Origin of the sequence: Kitasatospora phosalacinea, assembly GCF_030268885.1 — a bacterium.
Taxonomy (GTDB): Bacteria; Actinomycetota; Actinomycetes; order Streptomycetales; family Streptomycetaceae; genus Kitasatospora; species Kitasatospora phosalacinea_C.
Genome location: NZ_BSSA01000025.1, coordinates 88,042 through 108,167, shown reverse-complemented (window position 1 = coordinate 108,167; position 20,126 = coordinate 88,042). Strand labels below are relative to the sequence as shown.

The 20,126-nt window shown below is 75.7% G+C and carries 18 protein-coding genes; 9 read left to right on the top strand and 9 right to left on the bottom strand.

The window, feature by feature from the left end:
• Window positions 1–42 precede the first annotated feature (42 nt).
• The 9 genes from QSK52_RS28930 to QSK52_RS28890 form a co-directional block, all read right to left on the bottom strand.
• Window positions 43–1,041, bottom strand: a complete 999-nt coding sequence (locus QSK52_RS28930) for an XRE family transcriptional regulator (RefSeq protein ID WP_285739143.1) — start codon at window positions 1,039–1,041, stop codon at window positions 43–45.
• Between the two features lie 244 nt (window positions 1,042–1,285).
• A complete protein-coding gene (locus QSK52_RS28925) occupies window positions 1,286–2,149 on the bottom strand; it encodes a Rieske 2Fe-2S domain-containing protein (protein ID WP_285739142.1) in 864 nt (287 codons plus the stop codon).
• Between the two features lie 163 nt (window positions 2,150–2,312).
• Window positions 2,313–2,771 (bottom strand): SRPBCC family protein, encoded by a 459-nt coding sequence (locus QSK52_RS28920; protein ID WP_285739141.1) that lies wholly within the window; start codon window positions 2,769–2,771, stop codon window positions 2,313–2,315.
• Window positions 2,772–2,825: 54 nt separating this feature from the next.
• The gene (locus tag QSK52_RS28915) at window positions 2,826–2,996 is read right to left on the bottom strand and encodes a hydrophobic protein (protein WP_285739140.1); all 171 of its coding nucleotides are present in this window, start codon (window positions 2,994–2,996) and stop codon (window positions 2,826–2,828) included.
• 104 nt (window positions 2,997–3,100) lie between these two features.
• Window positions 3,101–5,491, bottom strand: a complete 2,391-nt coding sequence (locus QSK52_RS28910) for a SpoIIE family protein phosphatase (RefSeq protein ID WP_285739139.1) — start codon at window positions 5,489–5,491, stop codon at window positions 3,101–3,103.
• Between the two features lie 4 nt (window positions 5,492–5,495).
• The gene (locus tag QSK52_RS28905; protein ID WP_285739164.1) at window positions 5,496–9,350 is read right to left on the bottom strand and encodes a HAMP domain-containing protein; all 3,855 of its coding nucleotides are present in this window, start codon (window positions 9,348–9,350) and stop codon (window positions 5,496–5,498) included.
• A 197-nt stretch (window positions 9,351–9,547) separates the two neighbouring features.
• The gene (locus QSK52_RS28900; protein WP_285739138.1) at window positions 9,548–10,015 is read right to left on the bottom strand and encodes an ATP-binding protein; all 468 of its coding nucleotides are present in this window, start codon (window positions 10,013–10,015) and stop codon (window positions 9,548–9,550) included.
• Complete coding sequence (locus tag QSK52_RS28895) at window positions 10,015–10,467, bottom strand: STAS domain-containing protein (RefSeq protein WP_285739137.1); 453 nt, start codon at window positions 10,465–10,467, stop codon at window positions 10,015–10,017. Before QSK52_RS28895 ends, QSK52_RS28900 begins: the two co-directional genes overlap by 1 nt.
• Window positions 10,468–10,565: 98 nt before the next feature.
• Window positions 10,566–11,372 carry a SigB/SigF/SigG family RNA polymerase sigma factor gene (locus QSK52_RS28890; RefSeq protein WP_435053400.1) on the bottom strand — a complete coding sequence of 269 codons (807 nt, stop codon included), beginning with the start codon at window positions 11,370–11,372 and terminating at the stop codon, window positions 10,566–10,568.
• 612 nt (window positions 11,373–11,984) lie between these two features.
• On the opposite strand from QSK52_RS28890, the gene QSK52_RS28885 reads away from it, so the two are divergent.
• The 9 genes from QSK52_RS28885 to QSK52_RS28845 all read left to right on the top strand — a co-directional run bounded on the left by QSK52_RS28885 (window position 11,985) and on the right by QSK52_RS28845 (window position 20,100).
• A complete protein-coding gene (locus QSK52_RS28885) occupies window positions 11,985–12,308 on the top strand; it encodes a plasmid stabilization protein (protein ID WP_285739135.1) in 324 nt (107 codons plus the stop codon).
• 14 nt (window positions 12,309–12,322) lie between these two features.
• Window positions 12,323–12,610, top strand: coding sequence for a hypothetical protein (locus QSK52_RS28880; protein WP_285739134.1), 288 nt, complete (start codon window positions 12,323–12,325; stop codon window positions 12,608–12,610).
• 258 nt (window positions 12,611–12,868) lie between these two features.
• Window positions 12,869–13,249, top strand: a complete 381-nt coding sequence (locus tag QSK52_RS28875; protein ID WP_285739133.1) for a VOC family protein — start codon at window positions 12,869–12,871, stop codon at window positions 13,247–13,249.
• A 143-nt stretch (window positions 13,250–13,392) separates the two neighbouring features.
• Window positions 13,393–13,803, top strand: coding sequence for an SgcJ/EcaC family oxidoreductase (locus QSK52_RS28870; protein ID WP_285739132.1), 411 nt, complete (start codon window positions 13,393–13,395; stop codon window positions 13,801–13,803).
• 137 nt (window positions 13,804–13,940) lie between these two features.
• The gene (locus QSK52_RS28865) at window positions 13,941–15,734 is read left to right on the top strand and encodes a thiamine pyrophosphate-requiring protein (RefSeq protein ID WP_285739131.1); all 1,794 of its coding nucleotides are present in this window, start codon (window positions 13,941–13,943) and stop codon (window positions 15,732–15,734) included.
• Window positions 15,731–16,156 (top strand): hypothetical protein, encoded by a 426-nt coding sequence (locus tag QSK52_RS28860; protein WP_285739130.1) that lies wholly within the window; start codon window positions 15,731–15,733, stop codon window positions 16,154–16,156. The genes QSK52_RS28865 and QSK52_RS28860 overlap by 4 nt, the downstream gene beginning before the upstream one ends.
• Window positions 16,153–18,516 (top strand): GMC family oxidoreductase, encoded by a 2,364-nt coding sequence (locus tag QSK52_RS28855; protein ID WP_285739129.1) that lies wholly within the window; start codon window positions 16,153–16,155, stop codon window positions 18,514–18,516. The genes QSK52_RS28860 and QSK52_RS28855 overlap by 4 nt, the downstream gene beginning before the upstream one ends.
• A 10-nt stretch (window positions 18,517–18,526) precedes the next feature.
• The gene (locus tag QSK52_RS28850; protein ID WP_285739128.1) at window positions 18,527–19,636 is read left to right on the top strand and encodes an enolase C-terminal domain-like protein; all 1,110 of its coding nucleotides are present in this window, start codon (window positions 18,527–18,529) and stop codon (window positions 19,634–19,636) included.
• Window positions 19,637–19,716: 80 nt separating this feature from the next.
• Window positions 19,717–20,100, top strand: a complete 384-nt coding sequence (locus QSK52_RS28845) for a hypothetical protein (RefSeq protein ID WP_285739127.1) — start codon at window positions 19,717–19,719, stop codon at window positions 20,098–20,100.
• Window positions 20,101–20,126: the final 26 nt, after the last annotated feature.

The window sequence follows — 20,126 nt, the reverse complement described above, 5'->3', positions numbered from 1 at the left end:
CGGGGGCGCGTCTGCCCAGCCGGGGCCGGACCATACGTCCGTTCAGGCCGGGTCGGGGCCGCGGAGGCGGGCGAGCAGTTCCGGTACGCCCGCCAGGCGGCGGTGCGGGGCGAAGGCGGGGGCCAGGCCGCGGGCCGGGGCGGCGCAGCGCGGGGCGCCGATCCGGGCGGCCAGGTCGAGGGACTCGGTGGCGGCGGCGAGGGCCTGTTCGACCTCGCCGGTGCGCAGGTGGGCGCGGGCCTGGTAGGCAAGGAAGAGGCCGCGGGTCTTGGCCCGGGCGGGCGGGAGCTGGGCGAGTCCTTCGGCGATCCGGGCGCGGGCGGCGGCGGGGCGGCCGAGGTCGAGCAGGCAGCGGCCGGAGTCGACGGCGAGGTCGGCGGGGCCCATCCAGCCGCACCAGGCGGGGGCCGGGTCGGGGGCGGGGGCGGACAGCGACAGTTCGGCGGCGGCCACGTCGTGCCGGCAGGCCGCGGGGTCGCCGAGGGCGGCGTGGGCGCGGGCCCGGCGGAGCAGCAGCAGGGCGCGGGCGGTGGGGTGGCGGGTGCCGGCGAGCGCGTAGTCGAGGCGGGCGGCGGCGGTCCGGGGGCGGCCGAGCCAGGTGGACTGGTAGGCGGCGTCGGCGAGGACCCCGGCGCACCGGTCGCGGTCGCCCGCGGCGTGGGCGGACTGCAGGGCGAGTTCCCACAGGCGTGCGGCGGCGGGGTGGCGGCCCTGGTCGAAACGGTGCCAGCCGCTGGTGGTGGCGAGGGCGGCGGCGAGGCGGTGCAGGCGCCGTCCGGTGCGTCCGTCGTAGCGGCCCCCGGTGATCAGGGCGCGCACGGTGGCGAGTTGGGCGTCCACCAGGCGGTGGGCGTGGGCGCGCCGTTCGGTGGGGAGGGCGGCCAGTCCGTGGCCGCCGCGTTCCAGCCAGTCGACGAACTCCTCGTCCACCCGCGTCCCGCCGAGCAGGGCGGCCAGCCGCCCCGGTTCGGTGGCGCCGCCCGGTACGGCGAGTGCGGCCAGTGAGGCCGCGCCGAACCCCACGAAACTGCGACGGTCCACGGCGTCTCCCGGTACGTCTCGGTGCGTCTCGGCGTCCGCCCGGCCGGGGGCGCGACGGGGTCGGCCCCGCCGCCCCGCCGACGACCGGGACGACGAGCGTACCGGCCGCCGCCCGGCGGGGCGCCGGGAACGCCGGGACCGGCCGCTTCCCGACCGCTCGCCGCCGCTTCCCGACCGGGCCCGACCGTTCGGACGCCGCGCCGGGCCTCACGGGTTCACGGGCGCCCGGGTACCGGGCCGGTCCTCACGGGTTCACGGGCCGGGCCTCCAGGTGGTCGGCCAGCACGCGGGTCTCGAAGCGCGGTTGGGCCGCGGTGGCCGGGCCGCGGGCCGGGCGGCCGTCGGAGAGCCGGAAGCGGGAGTGGTGCAGGGGGCACTCCAGGCAGCCGTCGACGACCTCGCCCCCGGCGAGGGAGGCCGCCATGTGGGTGCAGCGGTCGGCGAGCACCGTCCACCCGTCCTCGGCGGTGCGGACCACCACGACGGGGACGTCCCCGAGTTGACGGCGGACGGGGGTGTCCTCGGGGATGTCGGCGGTCGCTCCGAGGGAGTGCCAGTCGGACGGGGCGAGCCGGGGTTCGGCCTCGGCGTGGGCGGCGCCCGCGGCCCGGTGGTAGGCGAGGTGTCCGCCGAGCGCGGCGGCCAGGCCGACGGTACCGGTCCCGGCCAGGCCGAGCAGCCGTCCCCGGGCGGGGTGCCCGGTGCAGCGGGCGCGCAGCGAGGCGGCGTGCAGGAGGGCGGCGGTGACGGCTCCGGCGGCGTGCACCAGTCCGATCCGGCGGTGGGTGGGCGGCAGCCGGGACCAGTCGACCCAGCCCGCCAGCAGCACCGGGGGCAGGACGGCCAGTCCGGCGGTGGTGAGGCGGCGCACGGCCCGGTCGTCCCCGCCGGTCGCCTCCAGCAGGGTGGCGGCCGTCCAGCAGCCGACCGGCACCTGGGCCAGTGCCGGGTGCAACGGGTGTCCGAGCCAGACCCCGTGCAGCGCGTCCCGGGCGGGGCCGAGCGGGAGGCGCTGGACGAGGGCGGCGATCCGTTCCGCGACCGGGTCGAGGAACGTCCAGCCCGCGGGGGCGTCCATCCGGTCGGCGAGGGCGTGGTAGGCATCCATGACCCGCGGCTGTCCCGCCCCGGCGGACGGCAAACACCTGCCCGGCGGACGGCAGACACCCGCCCGACGGGCGGCGAACACCGCACGGGCCCGCGCGCAGCACCGCGCCGCCCCGCTGAACGGTGCGGGGCGGCGCGGTGGCGCGGTGGTGCGGTGGCGCGGGTCAGGCGGGGGAGATCCGCCCGCGCCAGCCGCCGCTCTCCACACCGCGTTCCTCGATGAAGGACTTGAAGCGGTCGAGGTCCCCGCGGACCCGACGGTCGATCATGCCCATGGCGTCGGCGGCGTGTTCGGCCATGCCCTGGGGGTCGTAGTCCATGGCCAGGCGCACCTCGCAGCGCGCGTCGTCCAGCCGGGCGAAGCTGACCACGCCCATCTGCTGGACGTCGCCGCCGACGGTCCGCCAAGCGATCTTCTGGTCGGGCAGCTGGTCGACGATCTCGGTGTCGAACTCCCGGGTCACTCCGGCGATCTTGGTGCGCCAGTGGTTGTGGCGCTCGTCGATCTGCACGACCTCCTCGACGCCGTCCATGAACCGGGGGAAGTCCTCGAACTGCGTCCACTGGTCGTACGCGGTGTGCAGGGGGACGTTCACCTCGATGGTCTCCTGGACCATGCTCATGCGTTCTCCTCCGTTTCGTTCACGGGCCGGTGAGGACCTGGTGGGTCACCAGGGTCACCATCGGTACCAGCGGGAGCGGCCGCCACCGGTTCCGGCGCCCCGGGCGACGAAGCCGATCAGCCACAGGACCAGCACGGCGATCGCGATCCACCACAGCACGTGCGCGGCGAAACCGGCTCCGAACAGGATGACGATCAGTAGCAGCACCAACAGCATCGCGAGCACGGCGGTCGCACCTCCTCGTTCCACGGGCGGTCGCCGAGGGGGGGACGGTCGGTGGCCGCGAACCCGCTGGGGGTCTGACGGGCGTCTGACCGGTTCGCCCCGGATCAAACGCTTTCGCCCGGTCCGGAACGGTCCGGACTTCCGGGAGGGCCGTCCGGGAGGACTTCGACGGCGATCAGGCAGGTGTCGTCGTCGGTGTCGGCGGTGCTGGCGGCCAGGGCGCGGTCGAGCAGCGCGTCGAGGTCGGTGGCGGGTCCGGCGAGGGCGCGGGCGAGGTGGTCGAGCGGTTCCTCGACGGCCCGGTCGCGGCGTTCGACCAGGCCGTCGGTGTAGAGCAGCAGGACGTCGCCGGGGCGCATGGCGAGGTGCTGCTCCTGGTACTCGGGGGCCTCGGCGGCGCCGAGCAGGATGCCGTGCGGGAGCGGGAGCGGGCGGGCGGTGCCGTCGCGCAGCAGGAGGGGCGGGAGGTGGCCGGCCCGGGCCCAGTGCAGGGTGCGGGTGCCGGGGTGGTAGCGGGCGCAGATCGCGGTGGCGGTGGCGGCACCGGTGAGGTCGGCGGCGGCCTGGTTGAGCCAGCCGAGCAGGCGGCCGGGCCCGGCGCCGGTGTAGGCGAGGCCGCGCAGCGCGTTGCGCAGCGCGACCATGCCGGTGGCGGCCTCGACGCCGTGTCCGGCCATGTCGCCGACGACCAGCAGGGCGGTGCGGTCGGGCAGCAGGGTGGTGTCGTACCAGTCGCCGCCGACCCGGTCGCGCTGCGAGGAGGGCCGGTACCGGACGGCGGCGCGCAGTCCGGCGCTCTCCAGCGGGGGCGGGGCGGGCGGCAGGATGGCCTGTTGCAGGCGCAGGGCGAGCAGGTGGCGCTCGGCGGCCTCCTGCCGGGTGGAGGCGAGGCTCTCGGTGGTGGCGGCGAGCGCGGTCTCGGTCCAGTGCTGGGCGGAGACGTCCTGGAAGGCGCCGCGGACGGCGGCGGTGCGCCCGGTCGGGTCGGGGACGGGTTCGGCGACCATCCGGACGTAGTGGGTGTAGCTGCTGAGGTGCCGCATCCGGAACACCGTGGAGTCCGAACGCCCGTTGTCGACGGCCGAGTTGACGACCCTGCGGACGGCCTGCTCGTCGTCGGGGTGGACGTGGGCGGGCAGGGCGGCGAGCGGGACGGGGGCGGTGTCGGCGGGCAGGCCCAGCAGGTCGGCGGTGCCCGGCGTCCAGTGGACCTCGCCGCTGCGCAGGTCCTCCTCGAACCCGGTGAGGTGGCTGAGGCGCTGGGCGGTGCGCAGCATCCGGTCGGTGCGGTCGTCGGCGCCGGTGGGCTGCCAGCTGACCAGCAGGTGGCCGGGCGGGTGGGCGAGGCGGGCGGCGGCGAACTCCAGCAGGACGGGGACGGGGGTCTGGCCGCGGAGGAAGTTCAGGGCGAGGCCGTCGGCGTGGTGCGGGCGGCCGGTGGCGTGCACCCGCAGCAGCAGGTCGAGCAGGCCGTCGGCGCAGGCCTGCGGGTAGGCGGTGGTGAGGGGGCGGCCCTCGATGCGGTGCGGGGGGCGGCCGGCCGGGTCGGTGTAGGCGGCGTTGACGCGCAGGACGCGGAAGTCGGCGGGCGGGCCGGTGGCGGGTTCGGGGGCCAGCAGCAGGGCGGGGGTGAGGGCGGCGTCGAGGGCGGCGGTGTCGGGGGCGGTGTCCGCGACGACGGGGTCGGGGCGGTCGGTCAGGGCGAGGGCGCAGACCTCGGCGACGGCGCGCAGGCGGCGCCGTTCGGCGGGGGTGGGGTCGGCCGGGCGGCTCTCCCAGGCGAGTTCGAGCACGGCGGCGGGGGCGTCGGCGCGGTGCAGCGGGACGGCGAGGCGGTAGGGGGCGCGGTCGGCCCCGAGGGTGGCGGTGACCGGACCGGCGGGGCCGACCTCGGAGCCGCGGGCCAGGGCCTGCTGGGCGGGGGTGGGCAGGCCGGGCGGGACGTGCCGCCAGGCGGTCCGTTCGGCCTCGGTGAAGCCGGGCGCGACGACGGGGTGCAGGGCGCCGCCGGGCTGGACGGTCCAGAGCACGGCGGCGGGGGCTCCGAGCAGGTCGGCGGCCTGGGTGAGCGCGGCCTCGACGACGGGTGGCGGCCGCCCGGGCGGGGGTGCCGGGGGTGCGGGCGGGGCGGGGCCGGGCCCGGTGGTGGCGCCGCTGGCGGTGGCGGGCAGGGTGGTGAGGATGTCGGCGGCGAGCTCCTGCGGGCCGAGGCGGGCGCGTTCGGCGAGCGCGAGCAGTTGGGCCCCGGCCTCGGCCGGTCCGCAGCCGAGCCGTTCGGCGAGGACGCCGGTGGCCAGGGCGGTGAGCGGGCGGGTGGCGAGCGCGGCGCGCAGTTCGCTGACCTCCTGCTGGGCGTCGCGCAGCCGCAGGGCGAGCAGGTCGTGGACGCCCGGACGCGGCGCGGACCCGACCGCCTCGGCCCCGGCCTGCTGCGAGGGCGACGGGTGCGGTGGCACAGGCGGCGTCGGCCCGGAACTCGGCGTCGGCTCGTTCATGCCGTCAACCCTCCACCCAGCGCTGCACGGTGGCGATCAGCTCGGCGGCGTCGACGGGTTTGGTGAGGTGGTCGTCGGCCCCGGCGGCGAGGCTGCGGGCGCGGTCGTCCGGCATGGCCTTGGCGGTGACGGCGACGATGGGGACGGTGGCCCGGTCGGTGCTCTCGCGGATGGCGGCGGTGGCGGCGTAGCCGTCGAGCTCGGGCATCATCAGGTCCATCAGCACCAGGTCGGTCTCGGGGTGGGCGCGCAGCAGGGCGAGGCCGGTGCGGCCGTTGGCGGCGTGCAGGGCGGTGGCGCCCTCGAGTTCGAGTGCGGTGCTGAGGGCGTAGACGTTGCGCGGGTCGTCGTCGATGACCAGCACGGTGCGCCCGGCGAGCCGCCCCGACCTGGCCGGGGGCCCGGGCCGGTCGGTCGCGTCGGCGGCCGGGGCGGGGTCCGCGGTGGTGGCCTTGGCGATGCGTTCGCGCAGTTCGTCCAGGCCGGTGGCGACCTCCAGCCGGTCGGCGGCGGGGACGGACGGCTCGGCGCCGCCGGTGTGGCCGAGGACGGGGAGGGGGTCGGCGCGCCGTTCGAGGGCGGCGAGCAGGGTGCGGGCGCCGTCCTCGGGCAGTCCGAGGTCGAGGACGAGCAGGTCGTGGGGGGCGCGGTCGAGGGCGGCGAGGGCGCTGTCGGGGTCGCCCGCGCTGTCGACGGTGGTGGCGGGGTCGCGGCCGGTGACGCCGCTGCGGGTGAGCAGGGTGAGCAGTCCGGGCGGGTCGGGTTCGACCACCAGGATGCGGCGCTGTCCGGCCGGTCGCGGCTCCCCCTCCGCCGCCCGGGGCCCGCCCTCGGCCTCCGGTTCGGCGTACGCGGCGGGCAGCAGCAGGGTGAAGCAGCTCCCCTCCCCCGGTACGGATTCGGCGCTGACCACGCCGCCGAGCAGGCGGGCGAGTTCGCGGCTGATGGAGAGTCCGAGGCCGGTGCCGCCGTACTTGCGGCTGGTGGTGCCGTCGGCCTGCTGGAAGGCGCCGAAGATGGATTCCAGGTGGTCGGCGCCGATGCCGATGCCGGAGTCCTGGACGCGGAACGCGACGGCGGTCAGTTCGCGGCGCTCGGTGGGGAGTTCGCCGGGGCGGGCGGGTTCGACGGCGAGTTCGATGAAGCCCCGGTCGGTGAACTTCACCGCGTTGGAGAGCAGGTTGCGCAGGATCTGCCGCAGCCGGGCCTGGTCGGTGTGCAGGTGTTCGGGGGCGCCGGGTGCGGTGGTGATCCGGAAGTCGAGGCCCTTCTCGGCGGCGAGCGGGCGGAAGGTGGTGTCCACGTAGTCGAGGAGTTCGCGCAGCTCGAACGGTTCGACGGTGACGTCGAGCTTGCCCGCTTCGACCTTCGACAGGTCGAGGATGTCGTTGATCAGTTGCAGCAGGTCGGACCCGGCGGAGCGGATCACCTCGGCGTACTCGACCTGCTTGCCGGTCAGGTTGCCCTCGCTGTTCTGGGCGAGCAGCTGGGCCAGGATGAGCAGGCTGTTCAGCGGGGTGCGCAGTTCGTGGCTCATGTTGGCCAGGAACTCCGACTTGTACATCGACGTCCTGGTCAACTGGCGCGCCCGTTCCTCCAGTTCGCGGCGGGCCTGTTCGATCTGCAGGTTCTTCGCCTCGATGTCGCGGTTCTGGGCGGCGAGCAGTTCGGCCTTCTCGCCGAGTTCGGCGTTGGAGCGCCGCAGCTCCTCCTGCCCGTCGACCAGCTGTTCGGACCGGGCCCGGAGTTCGGCGGTGAGCCGACGGGACTCGCGGAGCAGTTCGTCGGTCCGGGCGTTGGCCAGCAGGGTGGCGAGTGTGGTGCCGATGTCCTGGGCCAGGCGCTCCAGGAAGTCCCGGTGCAGGTCGGTGAAGTGGTGCAGGGTGGCGACCTCGACCACGCCGAGCAGCCGGTCCTCCATGGCGATCGGCTGGATCAGCAGTTCGCGGGGCGTGGCCGAGCCGAGGCCGGAGGCTATCTCGGCGTAGCCGGGCGGGAGTTCGCTGATCGCGATGGCCCGGCGGCTGCGTCCGGCCTGGCCGATCAGCGACTCGCCGAGGCCGAAGCGGCGCGGGGTGTCGGCGTGGTGGTGGCCGTAGGCGGCGGCGCGGACCAGCACCACGCCGTCGTCGGTGTCCTCGGCGAGGTAGCAGGTGCCGTACTGGGCGTCCAGCAGCGGGCACAGCTCGTCCATCAGCAGTTCGGCCACCGCGGCCGGTTCGCGCCGTCCCTGGATGAGGGCGGTGAGCCGGGCCAGGTGGGTCTTCAGCCAGTCCTGCTCCTCGTTGGCGCGGGTGGTCTCGCGCAGCGAGCCGACCATCACGTTGATGTTGTCCTTCAGCTCGGCGACCTCGCCGGAGGCGTCCACGGTGATCGAGCGGGTCAGGTCGCCCGCGGTGACGGCGCTGGTCACCTCGGCGATCGCCCGGACCTGCCGGGTCAGGTTCCCGGCCAGCTCGTTGACGTTCTCGGTCAGCCGCTTCCAGGTGCCCGAGACGCCCTCCACCTCGGCCTGGCCGCCCAGGCGCCCCTCGGTGCCCACCTCGCGGGCGACCCGGGTGACCTCGGCGGCGAACGAACTCAGCTGCTCCACCATGGTGTTGATGGTGTTCTTCAGCTCCAGGATCTCGCCGCGCGCGTCCACGTCGATCTTGCGGGTCAGGTCGCCCCGGGCCACCGCCGTGGTCACCTGCGCGATGTTGCGCACCTGCGAGGTCAGGTTGTGCGCCATGAAGTTGACGCTGTCGGTGAGGTCCTTCCAGGTGCCCGCCACGTTCGGCACCCGGGCCTGCCCGCCGAGCGTGCCGTCCGTACCGACCTCGCGGGCGACGCGGGTGACCTCGGCGGCGAACGCCGAGAGGGTGTCCACCATGGTGTTCAACGCCCCGGCCAGCGCGGCGACCTCGCCCTCCGCCTCGACGGTGACCCGCTGCGACAGGTCGCCGCGGGCCACCGCGGTGGCGACCTGCGCGATCGAGCGGACCTGGCCGGTCAGGTTGGACGCCATCACGTTGACGTTGTCGGTCAGGTCGCGCCACGTCCCGGAGACGCCCCGGACGTCCGCCTGCCCGCCCAGGATGCCCTCCGTCCCCACCTCGCGGGCCACCCTGGTCACCTCGCCCGCGAACGAACTCAGCTGCTCCACCATCGTGTTGACGGTGCTCTTCAGCTCCAGGATCTCGCCCCGCGCCACCACGTCGGTCTTCCTGGTCAGGTCGCCGCGGGCCACCGCGGTGGCGACCTGCGCGATCGAGCGGACCTGCGCGGTCAGGTTGCCCGCCATGAAGTTGACGCTGTCGGTCAGGTCGCGCCACGTCCCGGAGACGCCCCGGACATCCGCCTGCCCGCCGAGGATGCCCTCGGTGCCCACCTCGCGGGCCACCCGGGTGACCTCGGCGGCGAACGAACTCAGCTGCTCCACCATGGTGTTGACGGTGTTCTTCAGCTCCAGGATCTCGCCCCGGGCGTCCACGTCGATCGTGCGGGTCAGGTCGCCCCGGGCCACCGCCGTGGTCACCTGCGCGATGTTGCGCACCTGCGAGGTCAGGTTGCCCGCCATCGCGTTCACCGAGTCGGCCAGCTCCCGCCACGCCCCGTGCGCCTGCGGCACCTCCGCCTGGCCGCCGAGCATGCCCTCGGTGCCGACCTCCCGGGCCACCCGGGTCACCTCGGCGTTCAGCCGGGCCAGCCGCTCCGCCATGTCGTTGTACACGCCCGAGATCTCGCCGAGCACCCCCGGCGCGTCCGGCAGCCGCAGCGTGAGGTCGCCGTCCCGGACGGCGGTCAGCCCCGCCAGCAGGCGGCGCAGCGCGACGCCGTCGGCGTCGGCGGCCGCCAGCGCGGCGGCCCCGGTGGGCAGGGCCCCGCGGAGGTCGTCCGCCCGCGCGTGCTCCGGGCTCCCGCCGCCGTCCGGTGGCGGCTGCTGCGGCGGCGGCTGCCGGTGCGGCCGTCCGGGGTCCGGTGTGCTCTCCACGCGACCATCACCTCGGCTCCGGGGTCACGGCACGGGCCCGGTGGTCGGGACCGCTTCCTGTTCCCACTGTGGCACTTCCGCGGTCAGGGTTCCGCCGGAGGCCGGACCACCTCCAGCCACACCGTCTTGCCTCCGCCCGGCAGCGGTTCGCTGCCCCAGGCGGTGGCCAGCCGGTCGACCACCCGGAGCCCGTAGCCGCCGGGGCGGGCGGGCACCCGGGGCGGGCGCAGCACCGGCATCCGGTCGTCGGTGTCGCTGACCGAGATCCGCAGCAGCGGCCCGTGCCGGGTCAGTTCGAGCAGGTAGGGGCCGGTGGCGTGCTGGCAGGCGTTGGTGACCAGTTCGCTGGTCATCAGCAGCACGTCCTCGGCGGCGGCCCGGGCCTCGGCGTCCGGTGCGGGCAGCCAGCCCCAGGCCCGCAGCGCCGTACGGGTGAACTCGCGTCCGCGGGCGACCGTGCCGGGTGCGGCGGTCAGCGGCAGGCTGCGCCGGTCCGTGCTGCCGCGGAGGGGGCGGTCGGGGTCCGTGGGACGGGTCGGGCGGGCGGCCATCACGGCGCCCCGATCGAGTCGTCCAGCGGACCCGTCACCGAGCCGTCCACCGACGAGCCGTCCACCGACCCCGCTGCTGCGCCCGGGCCCGCCGCGAGCGCGTCCTCGACGGTGGGGTGGACCTCCAGCACCTCGTCGGCGCCGGTGATCGCCAGCATGCGGGCGACCACCGCCCCGGGCGCGGCCAGCAGCAGCGGGAGGCCGACGTGCACGGCGGCGGCGTGCGCACGCAGCAGCAGGTTGAGGCCGGTGGAGTCGCAGAAGTCGAGGCCGCCGCAGTCCACCACCAGCCGTCCGGGCGGGTCGGCGACGGCCCCCTCCAGGGCTTCGCGCAGCGGGCCGACGCTGTCGTGGTCGAGTTCCCCCTCGGGCCGCACCACCAGCGCGTCGGGCGGGTGCCGCAGCGCGACGGTGAGTGGAGCGCCGGGACCTGCACCTGGCTGTGCGTCCACGGCTCGAACACCTCCTGCCGTACGGTGTCGGGTCCTTCCACCCGGGTCCTCCCACCCTGGGGCGGTCGGCGCCCCGCGGCTACCCGACCGGTCGGAACTCAATCAGCGGCCGACGGCCCCTCGCCCTCCTCGTCCCTCCCGCCCTCGATCTGCCGGCGCAGCCCGGCGAGGGTGGCGGCCAGGATGCGGGAGACGTGCATCTGGGAGACGCCGATCTCGGTGGCGATCTCGCTCTGGGTCAGTCCGCCCCAGAACCGCAGCAGCAGGACGGTGCGCTCCCGCTCGGGCAGCCGGTTGAGGAAGGGTTTGGCCATCACCCGGAGTTCGGCGACCTCCAGTTCGGGGTCGCAGGCGCCGAGCCGGTTGACCAGGGCGCTGCCGGTGTCGTCGGAGTCCTCGTCGCGCAGCGAGTCGAGCGAGTCGCAGCGGCACAGCCGCCCGGCCTCCAGCCCTTCGGCGGCCTGTTCCTCGGTGACGTGGAGCTCCTCGGCGATCTCGGTGGTGTCGGGCAGCCGTCCGAGGGACTGTTCGAGCCGGTCGGAGGCGTGCACGGCCGCCAGGTAGCGCTCCTGCACGCTGCGCGGGACGCGCAGGGGCCAGGAGGTGTCGCGGAAGAACCGTTTGATCTCGCCGGAGATGGTGGGGATCGCGTACGTGACGAACTCGACGCCGCGCTCCGGGTCGAAGCCGTCGACGGCCTTGATCAGTCCGACGGTGCCGACCTGGACGATGTCGTCCAGGTCCTCGGGGCGGTGCCGGAACCGGGCGGCGACGAACCGCACCAGTGGCATGTTCAGCTCGATCAGGGTGCCCCGGACGTAGCTGTGGGCCGGGTCCTCGGGCGGTAGCTCGGCGAGCCGCCGGAACAGCGCGTCGCCGAGGCGGCGGGCCTCGTACTTGCCCATGGCGCGCATCTCGCGCCGGGTGGGGCGGTGCATCGGGTCGGGCCCGGCCGCCTCCGTCCCGGCCGTCCCGGTGTCCGGAGCGGGGGGCGCGGTGGTGGCGGGGGCGAGGGTGACGTGGGGGGCAGCAGGCGGCGTGGTGGGCGTGCTGCGCAGCGTGGAGATTCTGGTCACGGGGAGTCATCTCCCGGGTACGGTGGGACCTGCCCCGGCAGTCCGGCCAGTGGCGGCACGCCGGGGCACCTGACGACCGAGGCCGTCCGTGACTCGGCGGGCCGCACGGCGTCGGGACGGCGGCGGGGCGGGCGGAGAACCGTGGAAACCCGGCTTCTTCAGGCGACGGCTCCCGGCACGCGGCGCGCGGTTCGCGACTTCTGCTCGCGATCTCGGCTCACATACCGTGACGTGTCACACGGGGTGACACTGCGACCCCTGGGGGTCAGCCGCGCCGGGCGGTGCGCGCTCGACGTGGCGCCCTAACTTCTACCCCGTTCGCCGACCGCAAACCCGATTCGCCGGATTCTTCCCTCTCGTCCCGTTTTCCGGTCGCCCGGTTGGTTCGCGCCGCGACGGGTAGGCGCGCCGTGACCGTTTGGCGACGAAAGGAGTCCGACCATGCCCGCCGGATCGAGCCCCAAGCGGGAGCGCCAGTACGAGCACATCAAGGAGGGCGAGCTGAAGCGCGGCGTAGGCGAGAAGCGCGCCGCGGAGATCGCCGCCCGCACCGTTAACAAGGAACGCGCCCGGCACGGCGAGAGCCGCACGGCGAGCCGCAGTTCCACCCACGACGTCTCCTCCGGGCACCGGGGCGGCAAGCGCTCGCACCAGGGGGCCGGGGGCCCGACGTACGAGCAGCTGTACAACGAGGCGCGGCAGCGCGGCATCAAGGGCCGCTCGAAGATGAACAAGGGCCAGCTCGCGCACGCGCTGGGGCGGTGAGGCCGATGGCCGCGATGACCGTTCCGATGCCCGTCGACCCGGACGTCCGACCGCCCGAGCCGCCGGACGCGCCGCCCCGGCCGACCGATCCGCCGGACCCGCTCGGTCCCGGCCCGCTGCCGCCCGACCCGGACCCGCCGGTGGCCCCGCCCGTCCCGCACGACCCGCAGCCACCGCGTCCGGGCCCGGACCCGGCCCCGCCCGACCCGGCGCCCTCCCCCGAGCCGCCGGACCGCCACGGCCCGCCGTTCCGGCCCGAGCCGCACCCCGAACCCACCCCGCAGCCGAGCCCGGTCCCGTGACGACCCCGTCGTGACGACGAGGTGCCGCTCGCGCCGGAGCACCCGTGGCCGTTGCGCCGGGCGGGTGAGGCCCGGTGAACGGCGGGCCGATCGCCGCGCTGTCCTGACGGCGGGCCCCCGCACGGCCTCGGTGCGGGCGGCACGCGGCGGGGCGAAACCCTTCGCGCCGCCCCGCTCCACCGGGTACGGTCTGCGCCGGGCGCGGGACCGACCGTCCCGTGCTCCCCAGCTCCCTCCTGACGGAAGCAGGTTCCGCCGATGGCGTGTCGGATCAGCGAACTCGTCCTGGGTTGCCGCGAGCCCGAGGTGCTGGCGCGGTTCTGGTGCGAGGTCCTGGACTTCGTGGTGCTCGGCCGCGAGGAGGACGGCAGCATCGAGATCGGCCCGCGGGAGGGCTTCGGCGGCGCCCGGCCGACGCTGGTCCTGAGCCCCGAGGCCGAGCCGCACCCGGGCCTGCCGCGCCTGCACGTCGACGTCAGCGCCACCGACCGCGACCAGGACGCCGAGTTGGAGCGCCTGCTCGCGCTCGGGGCGCGCCCGGCCGACGTCGGGCAGACCGGTGAGGAGTCCTGGCACGTCCTCGCCGACCCGGAGGGCAACGTCTTCTGCCTGCTCAAGGCCCGGATCGAGCAGCTCTGACCGGCCGTCCCGCCCCGTCCACCGCGGCTCCGGAGGAATTCCTCCCCGGAGCCGCGATGAGTCTCCGGCCCGCCGCCGGTACGTACCGGTGAGCCCCCCGGACCCGGCGGGGCGGACCGGAACGGGCGCAAGGGAGACGTCCGATGACGGACGAACGTGCGGCGGACCTCGCCGCGATCCAGACGGTGCTGGCCGCGTCCTACGAGGCGTGGGAGGCCGGTGACGCCGAGGCGATGGTGGCCGACTACACGGTGGACGCCACCGCGATCCTGCCGGGTTCGCTGCGCGACGGCCGCGAGGCCGTCCGGGCGAACATGGCGCGGTCCTTCGCCGGCCCGCTGAAGTCCACCTCGACCTGGAACCGCACCCTGGGCGTGCGCTTCCTGGGCCGGGACGCCGCGATCGTGGTCAACGAGTCGGGCATCCTGTTCGGCGGCGCGAGCGAGGCCCCCGAGGACCGGAAGGTCTACGCGACCTGGGTGCTGGAGAAGCGCGAGGAGCGCTGGCTGATCGCCGCGTACCACAACAGCCCGGTGCACGTGCCCGCGCACTGACCGCCGGGCCCGGTCCCGCCCGCGGCGGCGGGCGGGACCGGGCGCGCACGTCGGCACCGCCTCCCGGTGTTTCCGTTCCGGCGGGGGCGGTCAGACGCCGGGGAGTGGTGTCGTCGTGCGTGAAGGAGGGATGTCCCGTGTCCAGGACTGTCGCGGATCAGGTGCTGGCCCGTTTGCGCGAGTGGGGCGTGGAGCAGGTGTTCGGGTACCCGGGGGACGGGATCAACGGGTTGCTGGCCGCGTGGGGGCGGGCGGACGACCAGCCCTCCTTCGTGCAGGCCAGGCACGAGGAGATGGCGGCCTTCGAGGCGGTGGGCTACGCCAAGTTCTCCGGGAAGGTGGGGGTGTGCGCGGCGACGTCCGGGCCGGGCGCGATCCACCTGCTGAACGGGCTGTACGACGCCAAGCTGGACCACGTGCCGGTGGTGGCGATCGTCGGGCAGACCGACCGCAGCGCGATGGGCGGCTCGTACCAGCAGGAGGTGGACCTGCTGAGCCTGTACAAGGACGTGGCCTCGGCGTACTGCCAGATGGTGACCGTCCCTCAGCAGCTGCCGAACGTGCTGGACCGGGCGTTCCGGACGGCCGCGGCGTACCGCACGGTGACCGCCGTGATCATTCCGGCGGACGTGCAGGAGCTGCCCGAGCAGGCGCCGGAGCACGCGTTCAAGATGGTGCCCTCCAGCCTGGGGCTGCCGAAGTCGCACCCCGTGCCGGACGACGCCGAGCTGCTGCGGGCGGCCGAGGTGCTGAACGCGGGCGGCAAGGTGGCGATGCTGGTCGGCCAGGGCGCCCGGGGCGCGCGTCAGCAGGTCGAGCAGGTGGCCGAGTTGCTGGGCGCGGGGGTGGCGAAGGCGCTGCTCGGCAAGGACGTGCTGCCGGACACCCTGCCGTACGTGACGGGGTCGATCGGTCTGCTGGGCACCCGGCCCTCGTACGAGCTGATGCGGGACTGCGACACGCTGCTGACGGTCGGCTCCAGCTTCCCGTACACCCAGTTCCTGCCGGAGTTCGACCAGGCGCGGGCGGTGCAGATCGACGCGGACCCGTTCATGGTGGGGCTGCGCTACCCGTACGAGGTGAACCTGGTGGGCGACGCGGCGGCGACGCTGGACCGGCTGCTGCCGATGCTGCACCGCAAGAAGGACCGCAGCTGGCGCAAGCAGGTGGAGAAGAACACCGCGCGCTGGTGGGACGTGATGGAGGAGCGGGCGAAGGTGCCCGCCGACCCGGTGAACCCGGAGTACCTGGTGCACGCGCTGGACGCGCTGCTGCCCGAGAACGCGATCGTGACGGCCGACTCCGGGTCGGCGGCCAACTGGTACGCCCGGCACCTGCGGATGCGCGGCACGATGCGCGGCTCGCTGTCGGGCACGCTGGCGACCATGGGCCCGGGCGTGCCGTACGCGATCGGCGCGAAGTTCGCGCACCCGGACCGGCCGGTGGTGGCGCTGGTCGGCGACGGCGCGATGCAGATGAACGGGCTGGCCGAGCTGGTCACCGTCGCCCGCTACCGGGAGCGCTGGAGCGACCCGCGGCTGGTGGTGTGCGTGCTGAACAACCACGACCTGAACCAGGTGACCTGGGAGATGCGGGCGATGCAGGGCGCGCCGAGCTTCCTGCCCTCGCAGCAGCTGCCGGACGTCCGGTACGCGGACTTCGCCGAGTCGGTGGGCCTGCGCGGGCTGCGGGTCGAGGAGCCGGGCAAGGTGCGGGCGGCCTGGGAGTGGGCGCTGGGCGCGGACCGGCCGTGCGTGCTGGACGTGCGCACCGACCCGGCGGTGCCGCCGGTCCCGCCGCACGCCGACTGGTCGCAGATCAAGGACGCGGCGGAGTCGGTGCTCCGCGGCGACAGCGACCGGGCCAACGTGGTCAAGCGCGGGCTGCGGGCCAAGCTGGCCGAGCTGCTGCCGCACCGGAGCAGGTCGTGACCGGCCCGCTCCAAGCCGTCCGCGAGGGCCGGTTCCAGCGCTCGCTGGCGCTGGCCACCGGCGCGGGTTCGGTGGTGGCGGCCGCCGAGATCTACCTGGAGCACGACCGGGCCGGGTTCGGCAACCGGATGATGTGGTGGCCGGTGGTGCTGGGCCCGGTCGGCGCGGCGGCGGGCCTGGCGGGCGCGCTGGACGCGCGGGCGGCCCGGACGCTGCTGCCGCTGGCCTCGGCGGCGATCGCCGCGAACGGCCTGCAGGGGTTCTGGCTGCACGTGCGCGGGGTGGCCCAGAAGCCGGGCGGCTGGCGGATGGCCCGGTTCAACCTGGAGACCGGCCCGCCGGTGTTCGCGCCGCTGCTGCTGGGCATGGTCGGCGGGATGGGCCTGGTCGCGGCGGTGCTGCGGCGCGAGGGGTGCTCGTGAGCGCGGATCGGCCGGAGTACCGCGACCGGTTCCCCGGCTACCGTTCGCTGGACCGCCGCCCGCACTGGGACGAGGTGACCGCCGCCGTGGTGACCTCCCGGGTGGCGGGCCCGCAGCCGCCGCTGCGGCTGTTCGCGCCCGCCGAGGAGGCGGTCGCCCGGGCCCTGCTGGAGCGGCTGCTCGACCACCCGCCGGTCGACCTGCTGCCGGTGATCGACGCCCGGCTGGCCGAGCAGGAGACCGACGGCTGGCACTACGCGGACCTGCCGCCGGACGACCGGGCCTGGCCCGAGACGATGCGGGCGCTGGACGAGGACGCCCGGGCGCTGCCGGGCCGCCCCGCCTTCGCCGAGCTGACGGACCGGCAGCAGGACGGCCTGATCGAGGAGGTGCGCCGGGCGGAGCGCTGGCACGGCTGGCCCGCGAAGCACGTGTGGAGCCTGTGGACGCGCTACGCGTGCACCGCGTACTACGCCCACCCGGCGGCCTGGGACGAGATCGGCTTCGGCGGCCCGGCCTTCCCGTCCGGCTACGCCCGGCTCGGCCTGGGGCGGCGCGAGCCGTGGGAGGTCGCCGACGCGCGCCCCGAGCAGCAGCCGGACGCCGAGCGGCCCGCGCCGCCGCCGCTGCCCGCCGTCACCGACCCGGGCCGCCACGGCGAGGCGCGGGCCGCGCTGGCCACCCTGCGGCAGACCACCCGCCGCCAGCGGTCGGTGCGGCGGCGCAACGCCTCCGCGTGGCTGCTGCCGCCGGGCGGCCTGGGTTTCGACCGGCGGCTGGTCGAGCGGATGCGCCGCCACCGGGACGAGGACGAGGTCGACCTGGTCGTCGTCGGCTGCGGCGCGGGCGGCACTGTGCTGGCGCAGCGGATGGCCCGGGCGGGCTGGTCGGTGGTGGTGCTGGAGGCGGGCCCGTTCTGGGACCCGCTGCGGGACTGGGTGAGCGACGAGTACGGCGCGCACCAGCTGTACTGGACCGAGCCGCGGGTGCTGTCCGGCTCCGACCCGGTGCCGATGGGGTCGAACAACTCCGGGCGCGGGGTGGGCGGTTCGATGGTGCACTTCGCCGGGTACGCGCCGCGCTTCCACCCGTCCGACTTCGCCACCCGCAGCCGCGACGGGGTGGGCGCCGACTGGCCGCTGTCGTACGACGACCTGCGCCCCTCGTACCAGCGGCTGGAGGCGGAGCTGCCGGTCGCGGGCCAGTACTGGCCGTGGGGGGAGCCGCACGCCTACCCGCACGCGGCGCACCCGGTCGGCGGCAACGGCGAGGTGTTCCTGCGCGGGGCGGCGGCGCTCGGGCTGGAGGCCCGGGTCGGGCCGGTGGCGATCTCCAACGGCCGGTTCGGGCGGCGCCCGCACTGCGTGTACCGGGGGTTCTGCCTGCAGGGCTGCAAGGTCAACGCGAAGGCCTCGCCGCTGATCACCCACCTGCCGGACGCGCTGGCGCACGGGGTGGAGGTCCGCGCCGACGCGATGGCCTGCGCGGTCGAGCTCGGCCCGGACGGGCTGGCCCGCGGCGTGCGCTACCTGCGCGGCGGGCGCGAGCACCTGCAGCGGGCCCGGACGGTGGCGGTCGCCGGGTACGCGATCGAGACGCCCCGACTGCTGCTCAACTCGGCGAACGCGCGCTTCCCGGACGGCCTGTGCAACGACTTCGACCTGGTCGGCCGGTACGTGATGGTGCAGGGTGCGCCGCAGGTCTCCGGCCGCTTCGAGCAGGAGGTGCGGGCGTACAAGGCGCCGCCGCCGGAGGTGTCGACGGAGGCGTTCTACGAGACCGACCCGGCCAAGCCGTACCGGCGGGGCTTCAGCATCCAGACCGTCTCGCCGATGCCGATCACCTGGGCCGAGCACGTGGTCGCCCAGGGCCACTGGGGCGCGAACCTGCGCCGCTACCTGTCCGACTACGTGCACTGGGCGACCCTCGGCGGGCTGGCCGAGCTGCTGCCGCAGGCCGACAACCGGGTCACGCTGGCCGAGGAGAAGGACCGGCACGGGCTGCCGGTCGCGCACTTCTCCTACTCGCAGTGCGACAACGACCGGCAGCTGATCGCGGCGGCGCGCGGCGCCATGGAGGCGGTCCTGACCGCGGCGGGCGCCAGTGAGGTGATCGCCATCGACCGGTACGCGCACCTGGTCGGCGGCTGCCGGATGGCGGCCCGGCCCGAGGACGGCGTGGTCGACCGGGACCTGCGCTCCTTCGCGGTGCCGAACCTGCTGATCACCGACGGCAGCGTGCTGCCGACCCAGGGCGCCGCCAACCCGGCGCTGACCATCATGGCCGTGGTCGACCGGGCGGCGGGCGTGCTCGCCGCCGGGGCCCGCCGGGGCCTGCGCACCCCGACGCGAGAGAGCTGAGGTGACCGTCGTGTGGACCGACCGTCCGATCGAATGGCTGACGGCGCGGGTGTACACCGTGCCGACCGACCGTCCCGAGGCCGACGGCACCTTCGCCTGGGACGCCACCACCCTGGTCCTGGTCGAGGCGGGCAGCGGCCCGGTCACCGGGCTGGGCTGGACGTACGGCCCGTCGGCCGCCGCCTCGCTGGTGCGCGAGCAGCTCGGCCCGGCGGTGCTGGGCCGCGACGCGCTCGACACCGCGGGCGCCCACGAGGCAATGCGGCGGGCGCTGCGCAACGCGGGCCGCCCGGGCCTGGGCACGTACGCGCTGTCCGCCGTCGACCTGGCGCTGTGGGACCTCGCGGCGCGGCTGCTGGACGTGCCGCTGGTGGGGCTGCTGGGCGGGCGGCCCCGGCCGGTGGCGGTGTACGGCAGCGGCGGGTTCACCACGTACCCGGACCGGGTGCTGGAGCGCCAACTGCGCGGCTGGGTCGAGGAGCAGGGCATCCCGCGCGTCAAGATCAAGATCGGCGAGTCCTGGGGCGGCCGCCCCGAGCGCGACCTGGAGCGGATCGCCGTGGCCCGCGCCGCGATCGGCCCGGACGCGGCGCTGTACGTGGACGCGAACGGTGCGTTCACCGCGAAGCGGGCGATCCGGCTGGCCGCGGCGTTCGCCGACGACGGGGTGACCTGGTTCGAGGAGCCCGTCCCCTCCGACGACCCGGCCGCCCTGGCGGCCGTCCGCGCCGCCGTCGCCCCCGACGTCGCGGCCGGCGAGTACGGCGACGACGCCCGCTACTTCGCCCGCCTCGCCCCCGCCGTGGACTGCCTGCAGGCGGACGCCACCCGCTGCGGCGGCCCGACCGGCTTCCTGCGCGCCGCGGCCGTCGCCGAGGCGTCCGGCGTCCAGCTCTCCGGGCACTGCTCCCCGCACGCGCACGCCCACGCGGCGGCCGCCCGGGCCGCCACCGTCCGGCACCTGGAGTGGTTCCACGACCACGTCCGGATCGAGTCGCTGCTCTTCGACGGCACCCTCGACCCGGCGGGCGGCACCGTCACCCCCGGCGCGGACGGCGCCCCCGGCCACGGCCTGACCCTCGCCGAGGGACGCGCCGCGCCCTACCTGGTGGACGCCTGACCGGTGCTGATTCGTCCCGGTACCTCCTGGGCAGACGCCCGCCGACCGGGAGCAACGGAGCAAGCGAAAGGACCTGAACCATGCTGCTGCTCGGAATCCTGCTGTTCGCCGCGTCCGGCGCGTTCGCCGGCCTGCTGATCGCCGACAACCTCGGTGGCGGCCCCGAGACCGGCGTCGACGTGCTCGGCCACCAGATCGCCACCATGAGCACCCTGGGCGCCTTCCTGGCCGGACTGGCCCTCGCCCTGCTGTTCTGCGCCGGACTGGCCCTGATGGCCGGCGGTCTGCGCTGGCGCCGCCGCTACCGGACGCCCGCCACCCAGGACGCCCCCGTGCCCCTGGACCGCACCGCCGACCCGGCCGACCGCGCCACCGACCCGACCGCCACCGACCGCACCACCACCGGCGGCTCCACCGCCGCCCAGCGCCCGACCGGCCGCCCGCGCCACCGCTTCACGCACTGACGACGGGCCCCGGTCAGACGGCCGGG